The sequence below is a fragment of the Allobosea sp. WAO genome (genome assembly GCF_001509835.1).
GTDB lineage: Bacteria > Pseudomonadota > Alphaproteobacteria > Rhizobiales > Beijerinckiaceae > Allobosea.
This window is the reverse complement of sequence record NZ_JXTJ01000002.1, coordinates 128,499-154,450: the sequence shown is the minus strand read 5'-3', so window position 1 is coordinate 154,450 and position 25,952 is coordinate 128,499. Positions and strand designations below refer to the sequence as shown.

At 65.5% G+C, this 25,952-nt stretch carries 24 protein-coding genes, 1 tRNA gene and 1 pseudogene; 9 read left to right on the top strand and 17 right to left on the bottom strand.

What is annotated here, in order from left to right; genetic code table 11:
- The 4 genes from DK26_RS28850 to DK26_RS01640 all read right to left on the bottom strand — a co-directional run.
- On the bottom strand, positions 1–380 hold a 380-nt coding region (locus tag DK26_RS28850; protein ID WP_157089463.1), incomplete at its 3' end, for a hypothetical protein.
- Complete coding sequence (locus DK26_RS01650; RefSeq protein WP_066467678.1) at positions 377–2,347, bottom strand: AAA family ATPase; 1,971 nt, start codon at positions 2,345–2,347, stop codon at positions 377–379. The genes DK26_RS28850 and DK26_RS01650, both read right to left, overlap by 4 nt.
- Positions 2,348–2,632: 285 nt before the next feature.
- Positions 2,633–3,352, bottom strand: coding sequence for a hypothetical protein (locus tag DK26_RS01645; RefSeq protein ID WP_066467676.1), 720 nt, complete (start codon positions 3,350–3,352; stop codon positions 2,633–2,635).
- A 216-nt stretch (positions 3,353–3,568) separates the two neighbouring features.
- Positions 3,569–3,658 (bottom strand) — tRNA-Ser (locus DK26_RS01640).
- 205 nt (positions 3,659–3,863) lie between these two features.
- On the opposite strand from DK26_RS01640, the gene DK26_RS01635 reads away from it, so the two are divergent.
- From DK26_RS01635 to DK26_RS01605, 7 genes and pseudogenes are all read left to right on the top strand, one after another.
- The gene (locus DK26_RS01635; protein ID WP_066467674.1) at positions 3,864–4,184 is read left to right on the top strand and encodes a hypothetical protein; all 321 of its coding nucleotides are present in this window, start codon (positions 3,864–3,866) and stop codon (positions 4,182–4,184) included.
- Positions 4,185–4,407: 223 nt separating this feature from the next.
- Positions 4,408–5,385 (top strand): TAXI family TRAP transporter solute-binding subunit, encoded by a 978-nt coding sequence (locus DK26_RS01630; protein ID WP_066467701.1) that lies wholly within the window; start codon positions 4,408–4,410, stop codon positions 5,383–5,385.
- A 128-nt stretch (positions 5,386–5,513) separates the two neighbouring features.
- On the top strand, positions 5,514–7,679 hold the full coding sequence (locus DK26_RS01625) for a TRAP transporter permease (RefSeq protein WP_066467672.1): 2,166 nt from the start codon (positions 5,514–5,516) through the stop codon (positions 7,677–7,679).
- Between the two features lie 70 nt (positions 7,680–7,749).
- A pseudogene (locus DK26_RS01620) lies at positions 7,750–8,403 on the top strand (magnesium chelatase domain-containing protein); the annotation flags it as partial.
- A 397-nt stretch (positions 8,404–8,800) separates the two neighbouring features.
- Positions 8,801–9,688, top strand: coding sequence for a nucleotidyltransferase (locus DK26_RS01615; protein ID WP_066467670.1), 888 nt, complete (start codon positions 8,801–8,803; stop codon positions 9,686–9,688).
- Positions 9,689–9,705: 17 nt separating this feature from the next.
- On the top strand, positions 9,706–10,236 hold the full coding sequence (locus DK26_RS01610) for a hypothetical protein (RefSeq protein WP_066467668.1): 531 nt from the start codon (positions 9,706–9,708) through the stop codon (positions 10,234–10,236).
- Complete coding sequence (locus tag DK26_RS01605) at positions 10,233–11,528, top strand: hypothetical protein (protein WP_066467662.1); 1,296 nt, start codon at positions 10,233–10,235, stop codon at positions 11,526–11,528. The genes DK26_RS01610 and DK26_RS01605 overlap by 4 nt, the downstream gene beginning before the upstream one ends.
- A 368-nt stretch (positions 11,529–11,896) precedes the next feature.
- On the opposite strand, the gene DK26_RS01600 is transcribed toward DK26_RS01605, so the two are convergent.
- The 9 genes from DK26_RS01600 to DK26_RS01560 all read right to left on the bottom strand — a co-directional run bounded on the left by DK26_RS01600 (position 11,897) and on the right by DK26_RS01560 (position 21,998).
- Complete coding sequence (locus DK26_RS01600) at positions 11,897–13,051, bottom strand: alpha-hydroxy acid oxidase (protein ID WP_083532903.1); 1,155 nt, start codon at positions 13,049–13,051, stop codon at positions 11,897–11,899.
- An 86-nt stretch (positions 13,052–13,137) separates the two neighbouring features.
- The gene (locus DK26_RS01595; RefSeq protein WP_066467660.1) at positions 13,138–13,812 is read right to left on the bottom strand and encodes an RraA family protein; all 675 of its coding nucleotides are present in this window, start codon (positions 13,810–13,812) and stop codon (positions 13,138–13,140) included.
- A gap of 54 nt (positions 13,813–13,866) precedes the next feature.
- Entirely contained in the window at positions 13,867–14,517 is a 651-nt protein-coding gene (locus DK26_RS01590; RefSeq protein ID WP_066467658.1) for a hypothetical protein, read from the bottom strand.
- Positions 14,518–14,573: 56 nt separating this feature from the next.
- Positions 14,574–15,647, bottom strand: a complete 1,074-nt coding sequence (locus tag DK26_RS01585; protein ID WP_066467657.1) for an extracellular solute-binding protein — start codon at positions 15,645–15,647, stop codon at positions 14,574–14,576.
- Between the two features lie 67 nt (positions 15,648–15,714).
- On the bottom strand, positions 15,715–17,514 hold the full coding sequence (locus DK26_RS01580) for an ABC transporter permease subunit (protein WP_083532901.1): 1,800 nt from the start codon (positions 17,512–17,514) through the stop codon (positions 15,715–15,717).
- Positions 17,511–18,629: an ABC transporter ATP-binding protein gene (locus tag DK26_RS01575; protein WP_066467656.1), complete on the bottom strand. Its 1,119-nt coding sequence runs from the start codon at positions 18,627–18,629 to the stop codon at positions 17,511–17,513. The genes DK26_RS01580 and DK26_RS01575 overlap by 4 nt, the downstream gene beginning before the upstream one ends.
- A 9-nt stretch (positions 18,630–18,638) precedes the next feature.
- The gene (locus tag DK26_RS01570) at positions 18,639–19,433 is read right to left on the bottom strand and encodes an aldolase/citrate lyase family protein (RefSeq protein ID WP_184231764.1); all 795 of its coding nucleotides are present in this window, start codon (positions 19,431–19,433) and stop codon (positions 18,639–18,641) included.
- A 40-nt stretch (positions 19,434–19,473) separates the two neighbouring features.
- Positions 19,474–20,490 carry a hydroxyacid dehydrogenase gene (locus DK26_RS01565; RefSeq protein ID WP_066467651.1) on the bottom strand — a complete coding sequence of 339 codons (1,017 nt, stop codon included), beginning with the start codon at positions 20,488–20,490 and terminating at the stop codon, positions 19,474–19,476.
- 59 nt (positions 20,491–20,549) lie between these two features.
- Positions 20,550–21,998 (bottom strand): FAD-binding oxidoreductase, encoded by a 1,449-nt coding sequence (locus DK26_RS01560; protein WP_083532907.1) that lies wholly within the window; start codon positions 21,996–21,998, stop codon positions 20,550–20,552.
- Between the two features lie 204 nt (positions 21,999–22,202).
- On the opposite strand from DK26_RS01560, the gene DK26_RS01555 reads away from it, so the two are divergent.
- Positions 22,203–22,982 (top strand): IclR family transcriptional regulator, encoded by a 780-nt coding sequence (locus tag DK26_RS01555; RefSeq protein WP_184231763.1) that lies wholly within the window; start codon positions 22,203–22,205, stop codon positions 22,980–22,982.
- Positions 22,983–23,307: 325 nt separating this feature from the next.
- Here the strand turns inward: DK26_RS01555 and DK26_RS01550 are convergent, their stop codons facing one another.
- Together DK26_RS01550 and DK26_RS01545 are read right to left on the bottom strand one after the other, a co-directional pair.
- Positions 23,308–23,574, bottom strand: a complete 267-nt coding sequence (locus tag DK26_RS01550; RefSeq protein WP_066467648.1) for a hypothetical protein — start codon at positions 23,572–23,574, stop codon at positions 23,308–23,310.
- Between the two features lie 825 nt (positions 23,575–24,399).
- Positions 24,400–24,609, bottom strand: a complete 210-nt coding sequence (locus DK26_RS01545) for a hypothetical protein (RefSeq protein ID WP_157089462.1) — start codon at positions 24,607–24,609, stop codon at positions 24,400–24,402.
- 103 nt (positions 24,610–24,712) lie between these two features.
- Here DK26_RS01545 and DK26_RS01540 point away from each other — a divergent pair, with 103 nt between their 5' ends.
- Positions 24,713–24,961, top strand: a complete 249-nt coding sequence (locus DK26_RS01540; protein ID WP_066467646.1) for a hypothetical protein — start codon at positions 24,713–24,715, stop codon at positions 24,959–24,961.
- Between the two features lie 256 nt (positions 24,962–25,217).
- Here DK26_RS01540 and DK26_RS01535 read toward each other — a convergent pair whose 3' ends face one another.
- Together DK26_RS01535 and DK26_RS01530 are read right to left on the bottom strand one after the other, a co-directional pair.
- The gene (locus DK26_RS01535) at positions 25,218–25,664 is read right to left on the bottom strand and encodes an HD domain-containing protein (protein ID WP_248309841.1); all 447 of its coding nucleotides are present in this window, start codon (positions 25,662–25,664) and stop codon (positions 25,218–25,220) included.
- Positions 25,665–25,690: 26 nt separating this feature from the next.
- Positions 25,691–25,942 carry a DUF768 domain-containing protein gene (locus tag DK26_RS01530; RefSeq protein WP_066467644.1) on the bottom strand — a complete coding sequence of 84 codons (252 nt, stop codon included), beginning with the start codon at positions 25,940–25,942 and terminating at the stop codon, positions 25,691–25,693.
- Between the last annotated feature and the right edge of the window lie 10 nt (positions 25,943–25,952).

Below are 25,952 nucleotides of genomic sequence, written 5' to 3'. Positions count from 1 at the left end.
ACTTTTTCAACGGTATCGGCCACCAACTGACGTTGTCCGTCCCTTCCATGCATGTCCGCTGCCGAGCGCTGGCTCAATGCCCGGTTGTCGTTGGCTCGTCTGGAGTCAAGACGGCGATTGGAAGCCTTCGGTGACCACCGCTTCGGCAAACGACTCATGGCGAATACCTCGAGCATTTCGGCCACCCCCTCAATGGAGATCGCGATCATATGTTGCCCGGCATACCCCGGGACCCTCGACTCGATCTCCCGGCGCGCCCGCTCGGGCCAGTTTCCGCATTCGACAAGGGCAAGAAGAGCTTGGCGAGCGCTTCGAGCAACGCAGCCTTTGGCCGTTCGACCGCCCGGCGGCAGCGCGAGTTTGTTGAACGTGCTGTTCATGCTTGATGTCCCGACGTTGCCTGCACCATTTCCCCGCAAGCTGACGCGCCATCCGCAGCGGGCTCGACGGTCTCCGAGCTGGAGAGCAAGGCGGCAATGCGGGCAGAGCCGACGCGCTTCCTTTCGAGAAGTTCCTTCGCCACCCGATCCGCCCCGATCCGGTGGTGCTGAATGAGCAAGCGCGCCCTGACCATCTGTTCGGCAAGGATCTCTTCCACCCGCTCGCGAACGGCTTGCGACGCATGGAGCAATCGAAGCAGCTCCGTTTCTCCTTCCGCCGCCAGGAAAGCCAAACCTTCGCCGAGGCCATAGGACGCTTCAATTCGCAACGCCACGAGGGTTGCGAGATGAAGGTCGCTGCCGCGAGACCCTCCGCCCCCCGCAGACCGACTGCCGAGGAGGATCTCTTCCGCCGCCGTGCCGGCCAGCAGAAGGCAAATCTCATCTTGGAGAGCTTGAGCCGTTACCTCTGAGACGGGAGCTCGGCCGATCCGCACACCACCCAACGCATGATACTCGATGTCCAGTTCGGCGGTCTCGCGAATCTCTGCGAACTCAAGGGGTTTCCCCAACGCGACGGCGGCGATGGCATGGCCAGCCTCGTGAACGGCTGCGCGTCGCAGCATCTGGTCGGGAAACGCGATCGTCGGCGGCAGGTGTGCCTCGAGGTCTGCCGCGGAGATGGTTCTCCGCGCCCGTCGCGCGGAGCGGCGCGCGTCGCGGACGAGTTGCTCCAGCGCGGCACCACTCCAGCCTTCGGTCCGGTTTATGACCGCGGACAGGTCGCCGCCCTGGATGCCGCCGGCGAGATGCCAGCGCAGGATGCCATCCCGCGCGGCCCCGTCAGGAAGCGGAATGCGGATATGGCGATCGAGGCGTCCGGGGCGAACGAGAGCCGCGTCGAGCCGCTGCGGAAAGTTGCACGCGCCCACGACGATCACGCCCTCCCGCCGCTCGGCGCCATCGATGCACTCAAGCAGACCCGCGACCACCTCGGTCTGGTATTGGGCATTAGGGCCGCCGAACCGCTCGCGGTCTCCCACCGCGTCGATCTCGTCGATGAAGATGATCGACGGGGCGTTGCGTTGCGCCTCGTCGAAGGCGCTGCGCATCGCCTTGAGCAGATCGCCGAGATGCCCACGCGCCTGCCAGCGTGCCAGCGATCCCAGAACGAGATGGACTTCGCAGGTCCGGGCCAACGCCTTCACGAACGTCGTCTTCCCCGTTCCGGTCGGCCCGCTGACGAGGATGCCCCTGTCAACATCGGCCCAGCCGATGCTGCCTTGACGCCAGTCCCTGAGGTCAATGGCGAGGTCCCGCGCCCAATCGCCCGCCTCGCCAAGGCCATGGAGGTCGTCGATACGCATCTCACGTGTTGCGACCGGGGCCGCCTGGTTCGCCAGCGCCTTCCGCATGCTCTCGAGGGATCGCGCAACCGACCGGCTGGGCCGGAGCATCGAACCGAGAAGACCCAATGGCATCGACGCGAGTTCCTCCGCCTGCTGCGCAGTCACCCGCTGCTTCAGGCACACCTTGCCCACGGCAACGAGGTGGCGAGGCTCGGGCTTCTCGAGCGCGACGACCTCATCGGCAGCGGCGAGCACGAGATCCGGTACGCCGGACGCCGCCTCGGCCAGCACGATGAAGCGATCCTCCTTCAGAATGCCGTCGCGGCCCGATGCCTTCCTGTCCTTGGACCAAAGTTCCCGGGCGCACTCGATCCTCGTTGCCGCGTCTTCCCAGGCAAAGCGCCGCTGGTCGGATCTCGAGGCGACGAACTTCGCTGCCTGTCGGTAGTCGTCGACATCGGCTCCTTCCGGCAAGAGCAGGACCAATGCCAGGGGGCCGCCGCTTCGCACCTGCGGGAGTCGCCGACACCCCCGAATGATCGCGATGCACGCGAGGAAGCGACCGACATTCCTGATGATCCGGTCGCGATCCCGGATCGCCTTGACGTCCCGATTCATTGGGAGAGCCTCGCGATCCCCGGGATTCGAATTGCGGCGCGACCGAGCACGCCCCGCCCGTTCACGACCAATGGGTGGAACCCGCCCCCCGACGCGAGCCAGGCGCTCGGCGCACCCGCATGAGCCGGATCCAGGGCCAGCATTCGACGGCGGTGCGCCATCGAGAACGACCTTCCTCGAATCCCGGAGGGGGGAGTGCCGGAGAGCTTCGCCATTGCCGAGCGTCGGCCGACAATCAGCGGGTTCGACCGCTCCCTTTGACGCGGCTTCATCTCCGCGATCCTGCTAGGAGGCATGGTCTGGGTCTTCCAGCAGCGAGCTCCCCGTCGCCTTCAGCATCGCGTAGGCGATGCTTTCCGTCGCCGTCGCGTCTTGCGGCGCCAGCGAAATTCGACCGTCCACGATCGGGGGCGCTGAGCTGAAATCGAACCTGGGGATTCGGCCGGCCAGGATCACGCGATCGCTCGGCGGCGCGGGAAACTCGGAACCCGTCACGGCGCGATCGAGGATGGGTCGGTAGTCCGACCCGAGCATTGCCGATGGCCAGCCCACCGGAATGATCCAGGGCATGACGCCACCGGATGGCACGAACGCAGAGGCGATGGCGTGGAAATCGCAGGCGGTTCGCTCAACGTCGGTGGGACGCGTGGACATGGGCAAGAGGACTCGAAACCCGGGATCGGCGATCCATGCGCGCTCGAATGCGGACACCGGGAGATCGACGACCACCGCCTCGGCTTGTCCGAATTGGCCGATGCAATCCCGGATCGCCGCCACGCTCGGGGCGCGTTCGCTGGCCGCAAGCCAGGCCGTGGCGAAGGGGGCGGCCGGCTCGCCGTGAAGGATTGGCTGCTTGCCTCTCGCGGTCACCTGGATGTGAAGCGTCTCCAGGCGGAGGAGCCGCAAGCCGAAGGCCATCAGCAGGCTCGTGGTTGTCCTGCACCACTGCGTATTCGAGCCGCTGACGAGGAAAACCTCGACGTCCCGCCGTGTCGTTTCGTTCATGCCCGGTCTCCCAAGGTTCGAAGGATCGAGCGCTTGATGCAGCAAGGACGAAGCGATTCCCGGAAGACGAATTGTCCCGGGGGGAGGGAGGAGAAGGGATCCGGCGGGGCCCGCGGCTGGCGAGTCCCATGGGCGGGGCGTCTTGGGGGAGCGGGGCGGGGGAGGAAATGGGGGAGCGCCCCGCGGAGGTCGCTGAGGACGCTCGTCTTTTCTGAGTGGCGGACAGGGCGGGATTCGAACCCGCGATACGGTTTCCCGTATACACACTTTCCAGGCGTGCGCCTTCAACCACTCGGCCACCTGTCCGGCGCGCTGCTTATGACCTCCGGGCCCGCTTCTTTCAAGTGCCCTGGCTGATGATTATGCGGGTTGCGACAAAATCTCGTTTATCGTTGCAATGGCGGCAGCGTGGGCGCACATCGGGCAGGTCTGCGGAACGCTGCCGGGGCGAGGTTGCAGCGGTGCCGCAGCAGGCGCGCTTCGCCACGTCGCGCAGGATTTGGGGGACGGCTTGCGTTTTCTGATCAGGATTCTCGGCTATCTTCTGGTCGCGGGTGGCTTCGTCGTACTTCTGACCGACGGGGCGCGCTCGATCGCCAATTCCGCCTTGCGCTTCACATCGCTCGGCGAGACCTCGCTGGCCCTGTTCGGCGAGCGCTACCGGCAATTGCAGCCGGCGGTCGAGCGGAACCTGCACCCTCTGCTCTGGGATCCCATCCTGCTCCATCTCATGCTGGCGCCAACCGCGCTCGCAGGGCTGCTGCTCGGCTTCCTCTTGCTTTGGCTCGGCGCCGAACCGAAGCCGCTGATTGGTATCGTCACGCGGCGGTGAGGCGCCGGGGCGAAGCTTCGCTGCGTCGGCCAGCACTTCCTGCCGCCGTACCCGCCTGAAACCGAAGGCCAAGCAGCGGGCCAGCGGCCCTTCCGGAAGCGATGCCGCATTTTAGACACAATCTTGCGTGGACAAGCCGGCAAACGCAAAGGCCTTGCCTGTCCGGCCCTTGATCCTGCTCGCAAAGCTTCCGACACTCTCCGGCTTCAACCGGAGGTTTTCCATGAATTCGAAGCTCAAGAAGCGCCTTGGCGGGATCGGCCTTGGCCTCGGCGTTCTCGCGCTCGCCGGCGCTGCGCTCGCCCAGGCGCCCGCCTTCTTCCGCATCGGCACGGGCGGCACCGCCGGCACCTATTATCCGATCGGCGGCCTGATCGCGAACGCCATCTCGGCGCCGCCGCAGTTGGTCTCGACCGCGGTTGCCAGCAATGGCTCTGTCGCCAACGTCAACGCCATCGTGGGCGGCGCGGCCGAATCCGGCTTCGTCCAGGCCGACGTGGCCTTCTGGGCCTTTTCCGGCACCGGCGTCTACGAGGGCAAGCCGAAGGTTGCCGAGCTGCGCTCGATCGCCAATCTCTACCCTGAGAGCGTCCACCTCGTCGTCCGTAAGGCCTCGAACGTGAAGAGCGTCGCCGACCTCAAGGGCAAGAAGGTCTCGCTCGACGAGCCGGGCTCCGGCACGCTGCTCAACGCCAAGGCGATCCTCGCCGCCTTCGGCGTCACCGAAAAGGACATCTCGGCCGAATATCTCAAGCCGAACCAGGCGGCCGAGAAGATGAAGGACGGCTCGGTCGATGCCTTCTTCTTCACCGGCGGTTATCCGGCGGCGGCGATCTCGGAGCTGGCTTCGACCGGCTCGGGCATCGACATCCTGCCGATCACCGGCGCCCCGGCCGAGAAACTCGCCAAGGAATCGCCCTTCTTCGCCGCCGACGAGATTCCCGCCGGCACCTACAAGGATGTCGGCGCGGTCAAGACGGTCGCGGTCGGCGCCCATTGGATGACCTCGTCGAAGGTCTCCGCCGACACGGTCTATGCCGTGACCAAGGGGCTGTGGAGCGACAAGGCGCGCGCCGCGCTCGACGCCGGCCACGCCAAGGGCAAGGCGATCCAGAAGGCGACCGCGCTCTCCGGCCTGCAGGGCGTGCCGCTGCATCCGGGCGCCGAGAAGTTCTACAAGGAAGCCGGCCTGCTGAAGTGACGCCCTAGGTGTCGTGCTCGGGCTCGTCCCGAGCATCTCCTGCCTTAGATTCTCGGGACGGCGCTGTGCGCCGCCCGAGAATGACGGTCTCGACCGCGCCTGATGCCGCGATCCGACGAAAGCCCGACATGACCAACCAGCCCTCCGTTGCCGAACTTGCCAAGCTCGAGGAAGAGCTCGATCCCGAGATGCAGTTCCGCAAGATGCCGCAGAGCACCGCGCTGCTGGTCGGCGCCCTGCTGCTCGCGCTTTCGGCCTTCCACTATTATACGGCCGGATTCGGCCTGATGCGCGAGACCACGCATCGCGGTATCCATCTGGCTTTCGTGCTCGGGCTGATCTTTCTCGTCTTCTCCGGCCGCAAGAGCGACGCCGGAACCGTCTATGCCTCGACCGCGCTCCGCCCCGGCGGCGTGCCGCTCCATGACTGGGTCTTCGCCATCGCCGTGGCGGTCTCCAGCCTCTATGTGCCCTATATCTTCGAAGACCTTGTCTTCCGCGTCGGCAATCCCTCGACGCTCGACGTGGTCATGGGCTCGATCACCATCATTCTGATGATCGAGGCGACGCGCCGCGCCATCGGCTGGGGCCTGCCGCTGATCGCGCTCTTCGCGATGTTCTATGCGATCTACGGCAACTGGTTTCCGGGCATCTTCCTGCATCCCGGCTCGACCTGGTCGAACCTCGTCAACCATCTCTATCTGACCAGCCAGGGCGTCTACGGCGTCGCGCTCGGTGTCGTCGCGACCTATGTCTTCCACTTCGTCCTATTCGGGGTGCTGGCGACGCGGGTCGGGCTCGGCCGGCTCTTCCTCGGCGTCGCCGCCGCGGTGGCCGGGCGCTTCGCCGGCGGTCCGGCCAAGATTTCGATCTTCGGCTCGGCCCTTTTCGGCATGATCTCGGGCTCGTCCGTCGCCAACACTGTCACCGTCGGCTCGCTGACCATCCCGATGATGATCCGGCTGGGCTATCAGCGGCATTTCGCGGCAGCCGTCGAATCGACCGCTGCGACCGGCGGCCAGATCACCCCGCCGATCATGGGCGCCGCCGCCTTCCTGATGGTCGAATTCCTCAACCTGCCCTACGCGACGATCGTCGTCGCCGCGATCATCCCGGCCTTCATGCATTTCTTCGGCGTGCTGATGCAGGTGCATTTCGAGGCCAAGCGCGCCGGGATGCGCGGCTTGACCGATGTCGAGATCCCGAAGCTTTCCGAGGTTTTCGCGCGTGATTGGCCGACGATCGCGCCGCTCTTCGTCCTCATCGTCATCCTGTTCACCGGCTACACGCCCTACCTCGCCGCCTTCTGGGGCATCACCGGCTGCATGCTGGTCGGCCTGGCGCATTACCGCGCCGCTTCCGCGCTGGTCCTGGCGGTCGCGCTCGGCATTGCCGCTCCGACCGAGCTCCTGCGCGTCCCCGGGGTCAACGCCGCACTGACCCTCACAGCCTTTGCCGCGATGGCCCACGGCGCCTTCCTGCGCTGGGATGAAGGCCGCAAGCGCGTCAACGACCTGGTCGACGCCTTCATCCTCGGGGCGAAATACGCCATCGGCGTCGGCGCTGCGGCGGCGACGGTCGGCATCATCGTCGGCGTGGTGACGCTCACTGGCGTCGGCTTCAAGATCTCCTGGATCGTCACCTCGCTCGCCGATCAATGGGCCAATGGCGTGCTCGCACTTGCGCCCTTCCTGCCCTTCGATCTCAAGAGCGCGACGCTGTTCTTCACGCTGCTGCTAACGGGCATCGTCTGCATCCTGCTCGGCTGCGGCGTGCCGACCACCGCGAACTACATCATCATGGTGACGGTGGCGGCGCCGGCGCTCGGCATGCTCGGGGTCAACCCGCTCGTCGCCCATTTCTTCGTGTTCTATTACGGGGTTCTGGCCGACGTGACGCCGCCGGTCGCGATCGCCGCCTATGCCGGGGCGAGCATGGCCGGCGCCGATCCGTTCAAGACCGGCAACACCGCCTTCCGGCTGGCGCTCGGCAAGGTGCTGGTGCCCTTCGTCTTCGTCTTCTCGCCTTCGATGCTGATCATGGCTCCGGGCTTCACCTGGACGGAGCTGATCGGCTCGACCGCCTCCTGCATCGCCAGCATCATCTTCCTCTCGGCGGCCTTCGCCGGCTGGTTCCTGGCGCCACTGGCGATGTGGGAGCGTTTCGTGATCGCGCTCGCGGCCCTGCCGATGATCCTGGCGACGCCGTTCAGCGTCGCGGCCGGGCTGGTGATCGCGGCGCCCGTGCTGGCGAGGCAGGTGATGGCGCGCCGAGCTGCTGTCGCTCCTGCCTAGTTCCCTATATGTTCTTGCAACCTTAGCGGGCTTCCGATAGCGTCACTGCGCGGAAACGGGGTGGCGCGGAATGGTGACGCGGGTCGCGACTGTGGCGTTCGAGGGCATCGAGGCGCGCGCCGTCGACGTCCAGGTCCAGGTCACGCCGGGCGGTGTCGCCTTCATCCTGGTCGGCCTGCCGGACAAGGCGGTAGGCGAGAGCAAGGAGCGGGTCCGCGCCGCCCTGATCGCCTCCGGGCTGGCGCTGCCGGCGAAGCGGATCACCGTCAATCTCGCCCCGGCCGACCTGCCCAAGGAAGGCAGCCATTACGACCTGCCGATCGCGCTCGGCGTGATGGCGGCGATCGGCGCGATCCCGGCCGATGCGCTCGCCGGCTACACCGTGCTCGGCGAACTCGCGCTCGACGGCTCGATCAGCCCGGTCGCCGGCGTGCTGCCGGCCGCCATCGCCGCCTATGCGCGCGGACAGGGCTTGATCTGCCCGGCCGCCTCGGGCCCGGAAGCGGCGTGGGCGGCGCAGGATCTCGACATCTTGGCGCCGCGCTCGCTGATCCAGCTCGCCAATCATTTCAAGGGGACGCAGGTGATGGCGCGGCCGCAGCCTTCGGTCGCCCGACAGGCCGGCGCACTGCCCGACCTTTCCGACATCAAGGGCCAGGAGAGCGCCAAGCGCGTGCTCGAGATAGCGGCCGCTGGCGGGCACAATCTCCTAATGAACGGACCTATTAATCCTTAGCGCGAGCAAAGGAGCAAGCCCTTGTTTTCGCTGGGGCGGTAGCGCGAACAAGGAATGAGGGGTCACTCGATCCTGGAGCCGGAGCTTGCGTGTCGAAATCATACTCGCGAAGGAGCTGGAAGCCCGGAAACCGGGAAGCGCCAAGCGGAGCTATGGCCCCTTGCTGACGTCTGGAACGTCTGCTTTCCGGCCCTCTAGCCTCTGCCGTCAAGCCCAGGCCTACGCTGGCCGCCTTAGACGGGCGCCACGGCGGCATGCTCGTGGAATTTCTTCCCAGCGCGCTCGGGGCAGCGGCTTCGGAACATCTCGGCCTGGTTGTGGATGGCGCGCCGCTGCAAGTTCCTATTCCCCTTCCGTGACGCCATCATGCCGATGGAGGAAGTGCATGTGGCTCGCGGTTCGCCAGAGATTCCGTCAATTCCACTCTGACCTGAATCCGACGCCGGGCGAGGTCGGGGACGCGCTCGGCAAGGCGTTCCGCGTCGGTCAGGCGCTTGAGCGTGCCTACGGCGGGCAGGCGACCGACAACCCGCCGATCTTCCAAGTTGGATCCTGGGGCAAGGGAACCCAGGTCCGTCCCTCCGCGGACATCGACATCATGGCGAGGTTCGACCGGAGCGTCTTTGAGCGCTTCCACGCCTACGCCAACAACGGCCAGTCGTCGCTGCTGCAAGAGATCAAGGGGAAGCTGGAGCCGACCTATTCGCAGACGCGCATGCGAGGCGACGGCCAAGTGGTCCAGATCGACTTCAACTCGATCATGGTCGAGCTCGTGCCGGTGCTCCCGGTGGCGAACGGGCAGTTCATCATGCCCGATACAAACGACGGCGGGTCGTGGAAGACTGTCGATCCGGCCGCGCAGATCCGGCACATCGATGAAGCGGACCGCGCCTACAACGGCAACGTTAGGCCGATCTCCAAGATGATCAAGCGATGGAAGCACGAGTGCAACGTCGAGCTGAAATCGTTCGCCATAGAGATCCTGGTCGTCGAGTTCTTCCGCGGCTGTCCCTGGCCCCACCACGATCACTACTACCACGACTGGTACGTGCGCGATTGCCTCAAACACATGCGGTCCCGGCTGAATGGTTGGATCTCGGTGCCCGGAACAGGCGAGTTCGTCTCCCTTGGGAACGACTGGGCCACCAAGGTCGAGACGGCCATCGGCATCGCAGAAAAGGCGTGCGACTACGAGTATCGAGACTTGGACGTGTTGGCGGGGGTGGAATGGCAGAAGATCTTCGGACCGAGAATCCCGCTGCGAATCCTGTAGAGGCGCGCCGGGTCGAGATGGTGAAGGAGGCGCTGAGGCAGACGGAGTCGTGCCTTTGGACCTCCACGTCGCTGTTCATCTGGCTTCGGACAGTTCGATGGCAGCACACGGCCGTCACCCTGGCGCCGATCGTGCTCACGGGCATCGCCGGCTTCAGCTACGTCAACGAAGCTCTGCCGGCCTGGGCGGTTGCGCTTGTCGCATTCCTGGCGACGCTCATTCCCCCCGTCGCCAAGGCTCTGGATTTCGAGACGCGCGTCGAGGAGCTCAAGCGGGCAAGCGCAGAGTTCAAGGCCCTGCAGGATCGCTTCCGGAAGCTGGCGCGGATCACCGCGCTCGGTGACGTAGACAAGGCCGAGACCGAGCTCGGCGACCTGATGGATCGGCTGGACGCCGTCAGGGCGCTGTCGATCACGCCGCCGCAGAAATATTTCGCCTTGGCCAAGAAGGACATCGAGGCCGGGCACTACGACTTCGCCGTCGACCTGCCGACGGGCGAGACGCCGTCAGGAACGAAGGGCGCCCCCCCGACAAAGGGACGGCCATGATCTACGACAACTATGAGAGCAAGCTCGAAGCCGAGCGCCTGAGGCTATCAAGCCCGGAGACGGTCTACGTTTGGCTGTCCGCGCTGCCGGCCTCCGAGAACACGTTCTCGGGCAACTGCGCGGACGTGATCGTGAAGACGCTGCTGGAGCGTTGTGACCCTCTCATCGACCTCGCGCTCGCGCGGTTCACGGCAAATTACGCCCTGCTGAAGCCCCTCTGGGAAAAGGGGGGCCTCGTGCGGACCGCGCTCCTGGCCAACCGGGCTTACGGCCCACTCTTCCCGACGTCGACCTTCTTCAGCGCTGGCGATCCAGATCCGCTGGGGCCGATCATCGGGGAGTTCGATCTCGACAACCTCGACGCGCTCTACTCGAACCCCCGCATCCCGGCGGCCTTGCTCGACCAGACATTCCGGAACACCGTCGGACTGTCGGAGGAGCGGCACCTGCTCGCGTGCCGGTTCGCGATCCGGAACCCGCGCCTGCGCCACCTGCTCAACCACGACACCTTCGACGAGTTCACGGAGAGCATGGAGCACGCGAAGCCGATCAACGCCGTGTGGGACTTGGTCCGAACGGCGCCGCCGACCGAGGCTTGGGCGAACGTCTTCGTGGATGCGGGCCGTGTCGTCTTCGAGCTCGGCCTCCCAAGGGAGTTCATGCCGGAGAGGTCGACCGAAGAGGGCCGGACGGACTGGAACGCGACCTGGCAGAGGCGCAACGAGGCATATCGGACGATCGTCCTGAAGGCCGCCCGGGAACGCTGGCTCGGCCCCGAGGACAAGCGGAACGACCCTCACGGCGCATGGACCTGGGCAAGAGCGGCGATATCGGAGGCCGTCGTCCGGGCGCGTCCGCACAATCCCGAATTCACCTGCGAGGATCCCGACCTGGGGTTCCGGATCGGGTTTTATCGGGCTGCAGCCGTAACGCCCGAATGGGACATCGAGGGCCTGGCCGTGAAGGACGGCAAGAGCTTCATGGACGCCCTAGTCTGGAACGACAGTCTGTACGAGCGGATCAACCACGACACGCAATGGCGCTTTCGGCGCATGGGCCGGTCTGAGCGCATCGGCGATGACGTCTACGTCAAGTGGATGGAAGGCAAGCTGGAAGAGCTGCAGGCGAAGGATTCCGCCCGGTACGGCAGCGAACCGACCGACGAGATGCTGGCTCACTACCGTGAGAAGGAGAAGCGGGAAGCACGAGCCGAGAAGGCCCGGCAGCGTCAGGAGCCGAGCCAGCCCCCGCGGCCCCAGCCTACTAAGAAGGGCTGGGGCATCTTCCGGTGATCAGGCGACGGCTGCGCGTTGCTGGTATTCAGGGTGCGTGTAAACACGTAGCAACCATGCGGCTCAGACAAGATTGCTTGTCGCCACCGGTTTGGCGCGGCCCGTTCACGTCCCCTAGAAGTCTACCGTCACTTCGATAAGGGCGCAGCGGCAAGGCGGTCTGTTGCATGACATGCACCGATATTGGGAGCTGATCGCCTGTCAGGACGTGCTTCTGGATTAAGGCGTAATCGAGCTCAGCCAGCCCGCTAACGTCTGCTTCCGAGCGGTGGCTCAATGTCGGTTTATGGCGCATTTCACCCTGACAAGGGATGGGGATGGTTGGCCCATAGCTTACCTTTGCAAAGTCTGCTTTCGGGAGAGAGACGCTACGACTTCCTTGCAAGCGCATCATCGCCCAGCGCGGTGAGCGAGGAACAGCCCATGAAAGCCATCGTGCGGTCGACCTCGTCGCGCAGGATCTCGATCACGCGGCTCGCGCCGTCGCAACCGCCCATGGCGACGCCGTAGAGCAGCGAGCGCCCGACGAGCACCGCCCGGGCGCCGAGGGCGAGCAGCTTGACGATGTCGCTGCCGCGCCGGACGCCGCCATCCGCGAGGATGACAAGTCGATCACCGAGGCGTTCTGCGATCTCTGGTAGGGCGCGGGCCGGCGCTATGGCGGAGTCCAGATTGCGGCCGCCATGATTGGAGATGACGATGCCGTCCGCTCCGCAATCCAGCGCCCGCTGCGCATCATCGCTGCGCAGGATACCCTTTATGACGAACCGCCCTGGCCAGCGCCGTCGCAAGGCGGCGATCTCGGCCCAGGTGACATCGTCGGCGAGACGCAGGGCGTCGCCGAGCGGCGCCCGAGTGATCTTGCGGCGAAAGGCTTCCGGGTAATGCGCGTAGCTCGGCATGCCGGGGCCGGCGAGATAGCGCCCCATCACGTTCAGGCACCAGCGCGGATGCCGGGCGAAATCGAGCGCGGCGCGCCAGTTCGGCGCCAACGGAATGCCGAAGCCGTTATGGATGTTGTACTCGCGCTTGGGCGAAACGCTCGTGTCCACGGTCAGGATCAGCGTGTCGGAACCGGCCTCCCGCGCGGCATCGACGAAGGTCTCGGTGATCGCCCTGTCGTTGAGAATGTAGAGCTGGAACCAGAGGTTCCCGCCGGCGCCGGCGGCGATGTCGCCGATCGAGGTAATCGACTGCGTGGAGACGCAGAACGGGATGCCGGCCCGTGCCGCCGCCCGTGCCAGTTCGATCTCGCCGCGATACCACATCAATCCGGCGAGGCCGGTCGGGGCCGCAATGATCGGCAGCGGTAGCCTTGAGCCGAACAGTTCCACGCTCTGGTCGCGCCGGCTGACGTCGACCAGCACGTTCGGGCGGAACTTCACCGCGTCGAGCGCCGCCCGCGCAGCTGGCAGCGCAAGCTCGCCCTCCGTGCCCCGGTCGATGAACTCGAACATGCCGCGTGGCAGGACGCCCCGCGCCGCCAGGCGCATCTCGTCGGTGTTCAGGATACGGGAAGGCATGGGGGCTCAGATCCTTGCTTCGGCCGGGGCTCGGCAGGCCCCGAAGCGGCGGCACCCGCCGGCGCCGCCACTGTGCTGCGACCCGATCAGTGCGCCGGTTCGGCCTGGCCGAGCAGGATCGTCCGGAGATCTTCCCCGGCGGCGAGACGGGCATTGATGACCGCCTCCTTGGCGACGATCTCGCGGGCCTTCTCCTGGATCTTCGCGGCTTCGTTCTTGGGGGTGACGAAGACGCCGTCGACATCGGCGCAGACCAGGTCGCCCGAGCGGATCACCGCGCCACCGACGGTGACGTCGACCCCGACCTCGACGGTGATCTCGCGCGAGATCGGACCGGCCATGGTGATCTCGCGATACCAGGTCGGCGGGGCGATCTGCTTCAGCCCGACGAGATCGCGGATGGCGCCGTTGATGATCACGCCGGCGACCTTGCACTGGCTCAGGCGATGGGCGACCAGATCGCCCATCGCGCAACCGCCGATATCGGTCTGCACCTCGACCACGACCACGGCACCCTCCGGCGCCTCGTCATAGGCCCGCAGGAAATCCTCGCGGTTGCTGGTCGAGCTGTCGCTCGCCCGGCGCAGCCGGATCGTATAGGCCGGGCCGATCGCATGATCGTCCGGACGCAGCGCGCGCACGCTTTCGACGGTGCGGTGAGCCAGCGTCCACGGCCCGTGAATCTTCTCGGCCGCATCCCAGAAGACGGCGGTACCTATCTCTGCGGACGCCGCCGCAGCTGCATTATTCTCGCTCGACATCGTTCTTGTCTCTGCTCGTGGGTGAAAGTGAAGCGGCTCGGAGCAGCCGCCTGTTCAGTTCGCGGGAGCTCGCAGGGTCTCGAGGAGCGATCGGCCGGCGGCGAGGCTGCGATGCCATTGCTCTTCACGTGCGATGACGCCGGCGGCGATCGGCGCGAGCGCCCCCATAGTTGCCTTCGGTACGACGAAGGCTCCGTCGATATCGGCGAAGACGAGATCGCCCGGCGCGACGCGCGTGCCGCCGACCGAAAGCTCGACCTGCGCCTCGGTCGCGGTCTCGGCCATTTCAAGCCCGAGCATTGTCGCCTGCGCGTACCAGATCGGCGGGCCGAACTCCTCGAGGCCGATAAGGTCACGCACTGGGCCGGCCACGACGACCCCGGCAACACCGATGGCCTTGAGCCGGTGGGCGATGATGTCGCCGAGGACCGCGCCGCCGACATCGTCGACGACTTCGACGACTACGACGGAGCCGGCTGGCGCATCATCATAGGCCCCCAGCAGCGCCTCGACGTTTGCTGCGGCCGGCTTCGCGGCGCGCCGCAACCGGATGGTGTAGGCCGGGCCCCTTACTGCATCGCCGCGCCGCAAAGGCGCCATGCCGCGCAGGGCATGAGCCCCTGGCGACCAGGGGCCTTCGAGGCGCTCCACCGCGTTTGAAAGCACCGGCGTCGCAATCGTCGCCATCAGCTTGTCTTCAGCCATATCCATCGTCCCGGTAGGAAGGAGCCCGCGGCGCGAGAGGCCGCGGACGGAGTGAATTAGCTCAGCAGCCACTTGTTGAAGCGGTCGGCGATCGCGTCGCGATTGGCCGCCCAGAACTCGTCGTTGATCTCGATTCCGGTCGCCTGATAGGCGGGGTTGGTTGCGAGAACGGTGGCGCGCTCTGGGGTGATGAACTTGAAAGCGTTCGGATTTGTCGGCGCGATCGCCACCTGGCGGCCGACGCCGGCCTGACGTTCGCCCTGCAGGCAGAACAGGATGAATTGCCGGCACGTCTCGAAATTCTCGGTCCCCTTGAGGATCGTGAACATGTCCGTGCCCCAGATATTGTTCTCCCAGGCGAGCGAGAGCGGCGCCCCCTGCTCGGCGGCAGCCGTGGGGAAATTCGACCAGACCGGCACCATGTCGACCTCCCCATTGGTGATCAGCTGAATGGCCTGGACCGGGCTGGTCCACCAATGGGCGACATGCGGCTTGATGCGGTCGAGCGACTTGAAGGCGCGGTCGAGGTCGAGCGGATAGATATCCTTCGGCGCGACGCCGTCGGCGAAGAGAGCGATCTCGAGCGTCTCGACCGGGTTCTTGCGCATGGCGCGGCGGCCCGGGAACGCCTTCACGTCGAAGAAGTCCTTCCAGTTCTTCGGCGGCTCCTTGAACTTGTCCTTCCGGTAGGTCAGCGGCGTCGCGTAGACGCCGTGGCCGATCGCGTATTCGTTGCGGAAGCCAACCGGGATCTCCTTCACCACCGCCTCGTTGTCGAGCCCGTGCTTCATCAGGAAGTCGCCATCCTTGAGCAGCTGGCGAATGGAGGCGCGCGAAAGCGAGGCCGCCATGTCCCAGGTCTTGGACTTCGACTCGACGATGGCCTTGATCTGGCTGACCGGCTCGTTGTTCGAGGTCGCAGGCACAATCTCGATGCCGGTCGCGGCCTGGAAGGGCTCGTAATAGGCCTTCTTCATCGCCTCCGCGGTGGGGCCACCCGGCGTGCGGACAATGAGCCGCTTGGTCTGAGCGCGGGCGCTGGTCCAGATGCTCGGAGCCGCGACGGCGCCGGCGCTGGCGCCGATCAGCAGCGTTCTGCGGGAGATGGCCGACTTCCTGGTATCGCTCATGATGATATCCCCAATGTCCTGTTCTTCTGGCGAGTGGTCGATGTTCAGGGATCGAGTGTTGCTCGATTCATTTTTGCTCTTTGGTCTGCAGGCGGTGGATCAGCAGGGTGATCACCGCGACGAAGACGAGAAGCAGCGTCGACGCCGCCGCGAGGATCGGTGTCGCGACGTTGATCGCGTCGTCCCACATCTGCTTGGGCAGGGTTGTGGTCAGCCCGCCGGTCACGAACAGCGCGATGGTGAGCTCGTCGAAGGAAGTGATCAGCGCGAACAGGAAGGCCGAGATCAGCCCGCCCTTGATCAGCGGCAGCGTGATGAAGCGCAGCGTCTGGGTCGGCCGCGCCCCGAGATTCCAGGCCGCCTGATCGTAGCGGGTGTCGTAGGACTTCAGCACCGCCATGACGGTGATCACGACATAGGGGATCGCCAGCACGGCGTGGCCGACGATCAGGCCCGCATAGCTGCCGACCAGGCCGATCTGCGCGTAGAAGTAGAACAGCGCGACCGCGATCACCATGCGCGGGATGATCAGCGGCGAGAGCACCAGCGCCAGGATCAGGGTACGCCCGGGCAGCTTCTGGCGCGCGATCGCGAAGGCTGCCGGCGTGCCGATCAGCATCGCCAGCGTGGCGGCGCCCAGCGCGACGATCACCGAACGGGTCGCGGCCTGCAGCCAGACCGGCGAATCCAGCAACCCCTGGTACCAGCGCAGGCTGAACCCCTCGGGCGGCCAGTTGATACGCGAGCCAGCGGTGAAGGAGACCGGCACCATGATCAGGGCCGGCAGGATCAGGAAGGCCAGGATCGCGAGCACGACGGCCCATTCCAACCCCGCTCCGCTGCGACGCGGCTTCCCGGCCCCGCGATTGCCGAAGATGCGGTCAATGGCGCTGAACAGCATATCCGAGACATGGCCGAGCCCGGCACAGATCTTGAGGCCGATCAGGCCAGCCCAGCCCGGGCCTGCCCCTGCCTTCACGCCGCGATCGCTGCTGCCGGTCAGCGTCGAGATGCCGAGCAGCCGGTCATAGATCGTGAAGATGACCAGTGCGGCGACGAGCAGCAGCAGAGAAAGCGCGCCGGCGAAACCCCAGTTCAGATATTCTTGCACCTGCTCGATGATCAGCTGCGTGATCATCGTCTCGTGGCGCGAGCCGAGGAAGGCCGGCACGATGAAGAAGCCGAGCGAGGTGATGAAGACGAGCAGGGCTCCTGCCGTCACGCCCGGCAGCGAAAGCGGGAAATAGACTCGCCAGAACACGCTGCCCGGGCGGCCGCCGAGCGTCATCCCGGCCTTGGAGAGGTTCTCGTCGATTCCCTCCATCACCGGCACCATGGTCAGGATGCAGAGCGGAACCATGGCATGGGTCATGCCGACGATGACGCTGGGCGCCGAATAGAGAAGGTCGATCGGCCCGTCGACGATCTGCAGGTACTGCAGGGTCTGGCTGATGAAGCCGTTGCGGTTCAGCAGCACCATCCAGCCGAAGGTACGGATCAGGAAACTGCACCAGAACGAGAGCTGGACCCAGAACATCAGGCGGTTGCGGGTCGCTCCGGGCAGACGCGCGATGGCGCGTGCCACCGGATAGCTGATCACTACCGTCGCCAGCGTCGTCCAGAACGAGATTTTGAGCGTCACGACCATGACCTGGACGTAGACGGACGAGGCGAACAGGCGCTCATAGGCCTGCAGGCTGAAGACACCGCCGGGCCCCTGGAAGCTCAGCGAGAGCAGCTTGCCGACGGGATAGAGGATCAGCAGCAGCAGGAAGAACAGCACCGGAGCCAGCTTGCCCCAGCGCCCAGTGAACTGCCGCAGCCGGCTCGGCCGGCCGGCGCCCCGCGAGGAAGCGGCGAGGCTCATGGCATCTTGCCCTTCTCTGCAGCCAGCACGACCGTCGCCGAAACCGGCCAGGTCGCGAAGACCTCGCGGCCGGGATCGGCCGGCTGCGTCCTGCGGTCTGTCAGCTCAAGCGCGACGACGGTGCCGCCATCGGCGAGCTCGATGTAGTGGCGGGTGACGCCGCCCACGAAGATCGTTTCCCGCACCGTGCCGGGCACGGCGTTCCAGCCTTCGACCGGTTTCAGCGCCGCGCGGACGCTTTCGGGCCGCACCATGACCTTGACCGCCGAGCCCGCCGCGAAGTTCCCGGCACCGCTGATCGCGCCGCCGACGGCATCGATCACGAGGCCGTCCGGCGAATTCGAGCGAACCTTGCCTTCGAGGAAGTTCGATTCCCCCAGGAAGTCCGCGGCGAAGACCGTGGCCGGCTCAAAATACAGCTCAGCCGGCGTGCCCAGCTGCTCGATGCGTCCGCCGTTCATCAGGCAGATGCGGTCCGACATCGTCAGCGCTTCCTCCTGGTCGTGCGTGACGTAGAGGATCGTGATGCCGAGCGATTTGTGCAGATGCTTAATCTCGAGCTGCAGCTGGTCGCGCAGCTTCTTGTCGAGCGCGCCAAGCGGCTCGTCCATCAGGATGAAGCTCGGCTTGAAGACGAAGCAGCGGGCGAGCGCGATGCGCTGCTGTTGGCCGCCCGAGAGCGCCCGCGGCTGGCGCTGCGCCGTATGCGGCAGTTGCACGATCTCGAGGACGCGAGCGACTTCGCGCCGGATCTCGGCCTCCGGCATGCGCCGCATCCGCAGCGGAAAGGCGATGTTCTCGAACACGGTGAGGTGCGGGAACAGGGCATAGTTCTGGAAGACCATGCCGATGCCGCGCTCCCAGGGCGGCGCGTAGGTCGCCTTGTGGCCATCGATCGAGAGCTCGCCGCCATCGGCCTGCAACAGGCCGGCGACCATCATCAGCAGCGTCGTCTTGCCCGAGCCGGAGGGGCCGAGCAGCGTCATGAACTCGCCCGAGCGGAGCGTGAGATCGGTCGGATGCAGTGCCACCGTGGCGCCATAGGTCTTGTGCAGCCCCGAGACGACGAGCTTGGGGGGCGTGCCAGCGTTCTGTTGCAGTGTGAGGTCTGTCATGCCGCCACCTCAGGCAATCTGCCGGCCAAGCGCCGGCATCAGGTTGCGGATCGATGAGAGCTCGCTGCCGATCCGGTTGGCCAGCATCGCGGCATCGGAGCCGATCGCGAGAAAGCGGAAGCCCTGCTCGCAGCGCGAGCGGATGTCGTTCGGTCCGACACCATAGGTCCCGAGCGTGATGTTGGCCGCGCCGGCGCTGGCGACGATCTGCGCGATCGTCTCCGCGACGCCTGGACCTTCCCAGGACCCGATATGCCCGAGGCTGGCGGACAGGTCGCCCGGGCCGACAAAGGCGAAGTCGAGGCCCGGGACAGCGAAGATCTCGTCGATCGCCGCGGCCGCATCGGCGGTCTCGATCATCGGAATGACCATAATCTCGTCATTGGCGGTCGCGATGTACTCTTCGACGCGCAGACCCCAGCGTTGAGCCCGCTCGCCGCCAAGCCCGCGCTTGCCGGCCAGCGGGTAGCGGGCGAAGTCCAGCGCCGCCTCGACATCGCGCGCCGAGCGCACGAGCGGCACCACGATCCCGTCCGCTCCGAGGTCGAGGCAGCGCTTGATCGAGTCGATGGCGATCGACGGCACGCGCACGAGCACAGCGAGGTCGCTGCCACGCGCCGCCCGAGCGTGCTCGACGATGTCGCGATAGTCGGTCGCACCATGCTCCATGTCGATGCAGACCCAGTCGAGCCCCGCCTCGATCGCCAGCTCCGTCATCGTCGCCGTCGCCAGCGTCACCCAGAGCCCGAAGGCGGTCTTGCCTTGGGCGAGCTTCTGGCGGAGCGGATTTCTGTAGTTCTTCATCATCTGTGTCCGTGGCGGGCCGGGCTGCAGCGCGGCGAAATCACTTGCCGGCTTGCGAAAGAGCCTTGCCGAGGCGGTAATTCGGCCGGGTCAGCACGTCCGGATTGACGACACCGGCAAGCTCGCCGCCCGCCAGCGCCTCGAGCACGCTGCCGGCGATCGTCTCGGAGCAGCGTGCCCGGGCAGCGACGGTGTCGCCGGCATAATGTGGAGAAAGGACCAGGTTCGGCGCCGCATTGATCGGGTCGTCCGCCGGCACCGGCTCGGGATCGAGCACATCGAGGCCCGCTCCGAGCAGATGGCCCAAGCGCAGCGCTTCGATCAGGGCGCTCTGCACGACGACGGGCCCGCGCGAGGCATTGATGAAGACGCTGCCCGGCTTCATCCGCGCGAAGGCGGCCGCGTTCATCATGCCGCGCGTATCGGCCTTGAGCGGCACATGCACCGTGACGAAATCGGCTTCGGCCAGGCCCTGCTCGAAGGAGACGCGCTCGATGCCGCGCGCCGCCATGGCGGCTTCGTCATAGGCCGGGTCATAGCTCATGACGCGCATGCCAAAGGCCGCCAGGCACTTGCGCGCCATCTCGGAGCCAATCCGCCCGAGGCCGATCACGAACAGCGAGCGCCCCTCCAGCTCCATCGGCAGCTGGCTGTTGCGGAACTCCGTGAAGCGCCCGTCGCGCACGGCGCGGTCGCCGGACATGATGTTCTTGGTCACCGCCATCAGCAGCGCCAGCGCGTGCTCCGAGGTCGACTTGAAATTGACGAAGGGCGTGTTGAGCACGACGATCCCGTGCTCCGTCGCCGCCTCCAGGTCGATCGCGTCCGTGCCGACGCCGTGCATCCCGACCACCTTGAGCGCGGGCGCTTCGGCAAACATGCGGCGCGTCGCGGCTTCCACCCGCACGATGATCGCATCGGCGGCGGAGGCGTTGAGCTGCTCGACCAGCGTGTCCTCGCCGCCATCGGGCGCGAGTGTGATCTCGGCCCGTGCTTTCAAGATATCGACGCCTACGGGACGGATGGTCGGGTGGATCAGGAGGATGTTGGGCCGCATGTTCGGCGTCCTTGTTGCGAATTCGGGCAGGTAATCGTTGGGCAGGCGATCGGTTGGCGCTAGAGCAGGATGCCCGGGTTCATCAGGCCGGCGGGGTCGAAGACGCGTTTGATCTGGCGCATGAATTCGAGCTCGATCGGATCCTTGTGCCGCTGCAGCCGGGCCCGGTTGCTGCGGCCGATGCCGTGCTCGGCGCTGACGCTGCCGCCGAGCGAGACGGTGACCTCGTCGACAAGCGCGTTGACCTCGCCCGCCACCTCGGCAAAGCGCTGCGGATTTGAGAATTTCTCGCGCGGGAAGATCGCGATCGCGTGGATGTTGCCGTCGCCGATATGGCCGACGAAGTAGCTCTTCGCGTCGGGGAACCGCGTCCTGATGCCGTCCTCGACACCCGCCACGAACTCCGGGACACGGGAAACCGGTACCGAGGTGTCATGCGACACCGCCGCGCCGGCCTTCAGATTGGCCTCGGTGACCGAATGGCGGATGTGCCAGATGTTTTCCGCCTGCGCGCCGCTCTCGGCCAGCGTCGCATCGTTGACGCCGCCTGCCTCCATGACCTCGCCAAGCGTTTCGGCCAGCGCCGTCTGCAGGTCGAGCGCCTCGATCGCATCAGTGAGCTCGATGAACGCGTACCATGGCGTCTGCCCGGCCAGCGGGCTGCGCAGCTCGGTGCGCAGGGCCAGGACGAGCTGGTACTCGCTGTCCGACATGACCTCGAAGGTGGTGACGCGTTCGCCGAATTCGCAGCGAATGCGCTCCAGCAGGGCGAGCGCCGCGCGGACATCCGGGAGCGCGACCAGAGCGACCGCGCTCGCTGCCGGTTGCGAGAACAGCTTGAGCACCGCGCCGGTGACGATGCCGAGCGTTCCCTCTGATCCGATGAAGAGGTGCTTCAGATCGTAGCCGGTATTGTCCTTGCGCAAGCCGCGCAGGCCGTTCCAGATCCGGCCGTCCGGCAGCACCGCCTCGATGCCCATGACCAGGTCGCGCATCGGCCCGTAGCGCAGCACGGCCGTGCCGCCGGCATTGGTCGCGATGTTGCCGCCGATCTGGCAGGTGCCCTCGCTGCCGAGCGAGAGCGGGAAGAGCTTGCCGATCTCGCTTGCCGCCTCCTGCACCGCCGCGAGCGGGCAGCCGGCATCGACCGTTATCGTGCTGTTGGCCGGGTCGACTTCGCGGATGCTGCGCATCCGCTCGAGGCTGATCACGACCGAGCGCCCCTGCGCGCCCGGCGTCGCGCCACCGCACATCCCGGTGTTTCCGCCCTGCGGCACGATTGCGATCCCGGCGCGCGCGCAGATCGCGACGGTGGCGGCGACCTCGGCCGTATTGGCCGGGCGGACCACACACAGCGCAGCTCCCCGATAGCGGCCGCGGGCATCGACGAGGTAGCGCGCCATGTCCTCCGCTGTGGCCAGCAGGTTGGCGGCACCGACGACCCCTTCGAATGCGGTGAGGACATGGTCGCCTTCCGGGGCGTGACGATGGCTGACGTTCTGGCTCATGTTGCGATAATTGATACTGAAGTGTGAAAGATGATAGACTGTTGCGCTGACGACGGAGGTTGTCAATCCGCTTCGAACCTGTGACGAGATTCACCGGGGCGTGCTGCGGGCTGTTCGTCGGAAGAAGGTGACTGCGGCCAGCGGGAGAAGCGCGATGCCGCGCTCCCGGCAGCAGCGATGTGCGAAACCGGAAGGCAGGAGCAGATGACTGAGACGCGCCCGAAACTCTTCAGCACCTCGCTGGAAAGGGGCCTGCTGATTCTGGCGGCGTTCGATCAGGGCGAGCAGACGCTCGGCCTGACGCAGCTCGTCGAGCGCACCGGAATCGAGAAGACCGCGGCCCAGCGCTTCCTCTCGACCCTCGTCGCCATGGGCTATCTGCTGAAGGATCCGATCACCAGACGCTACAGCCTGACTGCCCGGATGCTGCATCTGGGCTCGAGCTTCCTGCGCGGCAACCCGCTGATCGAGCGCGCGACGCCCTACATGCTGAACTGCAACAAGGAGCTCGGCGAGACGGTGAATCTCGGCGTGCTGGACGACGAAGAGATTATCCTCGTCGCCCGCATTCCAAGCCGCGAAGTGGTCAGCCCCAATGTCGGCCTCGGCTCAAGCTTCCCCTGGCACGTATCCGGGCTGGGGCAGTCCATCGTCGCCTACCTGCCCGATGAGCGGAGGCGAGCGCTCGTCAGCCAGGTCAACTTCGTCCGCCGGGCCAGTAACACGATCATGGATGCCCAAGCGCTGCATGCCCGCCTCGACCAGATCCGCAGTTCAGGTTCCGTGTTAGTCATCAACGAAAACTTCGATGGCGACATCACGGTCGCGGCGCCGGTCTTCGATGCGACCGGTGAGGTCACAGCGGCCGTCAATATCGTCGTGACACCCCAGCGCTGGTCGACCGACAAGGCGGAATCCCTCCGGCCGACCGTCGTGGTCCTGGCTAGCGCCCTCTCGTCCCACTACCCTAGTCGCGCGAGGTAGGCGGCCGACTCAATCATCCTTCAATGTGATGTTTGACCGAGCTGCAATCGCGGCGGCGCAAGCGCGCGGCTTGGGGCTGTCCATGTTCGCTGCTGGAAGATGGCCCTGCTTCCGAACATGGCGCATAACCAAGGGCCAAACTGAATCGCGCAGACTTGTGGAGATGTATGCGCCGAGGGCGGCGTCCGAGTTCAAATACGAGGGGCGCTGGAGCAAGTGAGGCAGCACGCTTTAGCGGACCTGTATACTAAAGGCCCCACTGGCTCGCGCCAGGGGCCATTTGTCGTTTCAGGTGTGCGTTCAGAGTGACCTCTCGAGAGCGGCCTCAGATGATCTTGTTGACGATCTTGTCGACGAAGGCGGGAACGCTGTCCTGGAAGTTGTGCATGGAGCGGCCACCGACCTGATCGGCGTCCATGAACATCCCGACCCCTTTCGCAGCGTAGTGAATGCCCGTCTTCACCCCTGAGGCGACGAGATCCACAGCGCCGGTGATCAGCCCGCCGCCGCTGACAGCATCGAGGACGTCGTCGCTCAGCGGCGCGCTGCGCTCGGAGATCTGGGAGGCAGCGATGTTGAAACTGTTCGTCATGACAATCTCCTTCGTTAGGTGCCGGGAAGCCGTCCGCTTCCTGATGTAACGAGGATAGGTCGCGCCAGCTGACATGAACCTTACAGGGAGAATTCGCCCCGATCGTTCTTGGCCCGGAGGTGCAGCCATCGACTCAGCGTCCAAAGTCCGCGCGTGACAGGATCAGGTGGGATGCTGACGGCCCGAGCTCGATCTGAGCTTTCGGCAGAGACTGCTTTTGGTTGGGAACCGATCTCGCCTGAAACCCGCCAGCATCCGCTTTCGGGCGAAGTGCCAAGGTCAGCTTGTGGCGCAATGCAGGCGGATGGTTAACGTGACTAACGGTCGTCCTGTGTAGGCGCCCTCTGGCAAGAGCCGCGGGTGAATCGCTCGATCGCGGCGAGGGCATCGTTCAACGACCGAAACGGGCCGAGCCGCATGCCGTCCATCGTTTCAACGGCGTTGCCAAGCGGGACGACTTGAAATGTTCCTACTGGCTGTTCGGAAATCCGTCCCATGGCCCGGCCCAGGAGGTCGGTGAGAAGCCATTCCCCATCTTCAGGAGTCCGTGTGACTTTGATGTCCAAGATCGGCCTGCTGGTCTGCGCATCTGTCGACGAGTGCGAAGGCAGCGCTTCGGTGCCGCGCCCTTGAACTTGAGCCGAAGACGGGCCGTACCATCTCCGGCCCCTCGATCGCCAAGATGCGGGTCACAACGACAGAGGCCTAATCTGTATCACGGCGAGGAGGAAGAGGCGCAATTTATCGCCAGGCCCCGCCATCAGCCCCATGCCCACGCTGCCACAAACGCGCTCAAAGCCAGCATGGTGAAGGCGTTGGGGCGGATCACTGACGGGGCTGATGTTTGCTCTGTTCTTGCGCAGCACGGGCGAGCAGAGCTTCGAGCTGAGCAAGCGCCGACGGCGACAGAAGGAGTTCAACGTCGGCGTCGGCTTCGGTCTCCAGTTTGACCAAGGCTCCCTCGGCGGGATCGCCGCTGACGGTGACCTGGGAGGCGCTAACAACCGAAATCTGGATAGTGGGTTTGTCTGCCATGAGCGCCATTCCAGCATCAGGCCACCTTTCAAGGCAAGCGCTGTCGACAGCAAGGAACCTCCGCTGTTCTCCGATGTTGCGAGAAGTAAGGGGAGCTTCTGACATGCGAATCGAGAGCAAAGAAGAGTTCGATGCCGCTGCCGCCCGCGCGACCGCGCTGAGTGATGCAGCCGAGGGCACACCGGCGGCCGACGAACTCGCGGAACTGATCGCAGCGATCCGCGGCTGGGAAGCGCGTCGCGAGCCCGAAGGTCACGGGCCAGAGGAAAATCCTGAACCCGGCACGAACCGCAGCCCCGATGATCTGCCGTTTTCAGGGCTGCCAGCCAATGTAGGCAAGCTTCGAGAATAACGGCCCGATCTTCGGCAGGCGAACGAGGGAGGCACCGGTGGGAAGAGCATCAAACGAAAATGATAAGACAGGCGGGCAGCCTCGCAGGAGCGCGGACAGCCGCCCCCGGCCAGGAACTGACATTCCTGAAGCCGAACCGAAAGGTGAGGGCGCTCCAAGCCGGAGCGAGGGCGCTTCGTCTAAGGGCAAACGGAAGCCATCTGAATCGTGGAGTCCAATCGATCCAGGCAGGCCGACGAAGTGAGATTGACTGGCTTCAGGCCTCAAGCTGCTGGAGAGCGCCTTCGTATTTGGCGAGGAGCTTTTCGCGCTTATCCGCGGGCAGCATGGCGAGCCGCGTCCGATTCATATTGTCCTTGATATCCGCGACCTTCACCGGCCGCGCGAGTTCATTGCCAGCGGCCCGCAGGATGAAGTCTTGGTAGGGCTCATCCTCCGGCCGGGTCAGAGCTTCGACCGCCTCCACGATGGTCTGTGAGAAGCCCTCGCGCTGCAGGTCCGCCGCCGTCACATCGCTGTCTTCGATCACGTCGTGAAGCACAGCGATGATGGCACGCTCTTCGTCGCCGGCTCGGATAAAGCCGAGCGCAACGCGGAGTGGGTGCGAGATGTACGGAGCGCCGGCCTTGTCGGTCTGGCCGGCGTGCGCCGCGGCCGCGATCTCGATGGCTCGTTCCAAGTTTCCCATCAGCTTCTCCTTCACCGATCGCCTGTGAAGCGCTTTCTCGCTTAGTCCTTCCTGTCGCGGAGCGTTTCGTCATCGTTCAAGGCGGATTTCATCGCCGTGGCAATCTGACCAGCAAGATCTGGAAAATCCTCCGCAATTTCCTCCTCAGGTATTCCGGCTGAGGAAGCGTCAAGGAGCAGCTGCTCTGCGAGATTGCTATTCCGCTCCTCGGGGCTCTCTTCGTCGTGGTAGATGCCTGGCTGAATCCGCTCCGCAAGCCACTCCTCGACGAAGCTTATTGCGCGTGCTGACATTGCTCTGCTC

What these genes read in the sequence shown, in the direction of transcription:
- DK26_RS01650 (WP_066467678.1), bottom strand. Translation starts at nt 2,347, where the DNA reads ATGAATCGGGACGTCAAGGCGATCCGGGATCGCGACCGGATCATCAGG.
- DK26_RS01645 (WP_066467676.1), bottom strand. Translation starts at nt 3,352, where the DNA reads ATGAACGAAACGACACGGCGGGACGTCGAGGTTTTCCTCGTCAGCGGC.
- DK26_RS01630 (WP_066467701.1), top strand. Translation starts at nt 4,408, where the DNA reads ATGAATTCGAAGCTCAAGAAGCGCCTTGGCGGGATCGGCCTTGGCCTC.
- DK26_RS01625 (WP_066467672.1), top strand. Translation starts at nt 5,514, where the DNA reads ATGACCAACCAGCCCTCCGTTGCCGAACTTGCCAAGCTCGAGGAAGAG.
- DK26_RS01615 (WP_066467670.1), top strand. Translation starts at nt 8,801, where the DNA reads ATGTGGCTCGCGGTTCGCCAGAGATTCCGTCAATTCCACTCTGACCTG.
- DK26_RS01610 (WP_066467668.1), top strand. Translation starts at nt 9,706, where the DNA reads ATGGTGAAGGAGGCGCTGAGGCAGACGGAGTCGTGCCTTTGGACCTCC.
- DK26_RS01605 (WP_066467662.1), top strand. Translation starts at nt 10,233, where the DNA reads ATGATCTACGACAACTATGAGAGCAAGCTCGAAGCCGAGCGCCTGAGG.
- DK26_RS01600 (WP_083532903.1), bottom strand. Translation starts at nt 13,051, where the DNA reads ATGCCTTCCCGTATCCTGAACACCGACGAGATGCGCCTGGCGGCGCGG.
- DK26_RS01595 (WP_066467660.1), bottom strand. Translation starts at nt 13,812, where the DNA reads ATGTCGAGCGAGAATAATGCAGCTGCGGCGGCGTCCGCAGAGATAGGT.
- DK26_RS01590 (WP_066467658.1), bottom strand. Translation starts at nt 14,517, where the DNA reads ATGGCTGAAGACAAGCTGATGGCGACGATTGCGACGCCGGTGCTTTCA.
- DK26_RS01585 (WP_066467657.1), bottom strand. Translation starts at nt 15,647, where the DNA reads ATGAGCGATACCAGGAAGTCGGCCATCTCCCGCAGAACGCTGCTGATC.
- DK26_RS01580 (WP_083532901.1), bottom strand. Translation starts at nt 17,514, where the DNA reads ATGAGCCTCGCCGCTTCCTCGCGGGGCGCCGGCCGGCCGAGCCGGCTG.
- DK26_RS01575 (WP_066467656.1), bottom strand. Translation starts at nt 18,629, where the DNA reads ATGACAGACCTCACACTGCAACAGAACGCTGGCACGCCCCCCAAGCTC.
- DK26_RS01570 (WP_184231764.1), bottom strand. Translation starts at nt 19,433, where the DNA reads ATGAAGAACTACAGAAATCCGCTCCGCCAGAAGCTCGCCCAAGGCAAG.
- DK26_RS01565 (WP_066467651.1), bottom strand. Translation starts at nt 20,490, where the DNA reads ATGCGGCCCAACATCCTCCTGATCCACCCGACCATCCGTCCCGTAGGC.
- DK26_RS01560 (WP_083532907.1), bottom strand. Translation starts at nt 21,998, where the DNA reads ATGAGCCAGAACGTCAGCCATCGTCACGCCCCGGAAGGCGACCATGTC.
- DK26_RS01555 (WP_184231763.1), top strand. Translation starts at nt 22,203, where the DNA reads ATGACTGAGACGCGCCCGAAACTCTTCAGCACCTCGCTGGAAAGGGGC.
- DK26_RS01550 (WP_066467648.1), bottom strand. Translation starts at nt 23,574, where the DNA reads ATGACGAACAGTTTCAACATCGCTGCCTCCCAGATCTCCGAGCGCAGC.
- DK26_RS01545 (WP_157089462.1), bottom strand. Translation starts at nt 24,609, where the DNA reads ATGGCAGACAAACCCACTATCCAGATTTCGGTTGTTAGCGCCTCCCAG.
- DK26_RS01540 (WP_066467646.1), top strand. Translation starts at nt 24,713, where the DNA reads ATGCGAATCGAGAGCAAAGAAGAGTTCGATGCCGCTGCCGCCCGCGCG.
- DK26_RS01530 (WP_066467644.1), bottom strand. Translation starts at nt 25,942, where the DNA reads ATGTCAGCACGCGCAATAAGCTTCGTCGAGGAGTGGCTTGCGGAGCGG.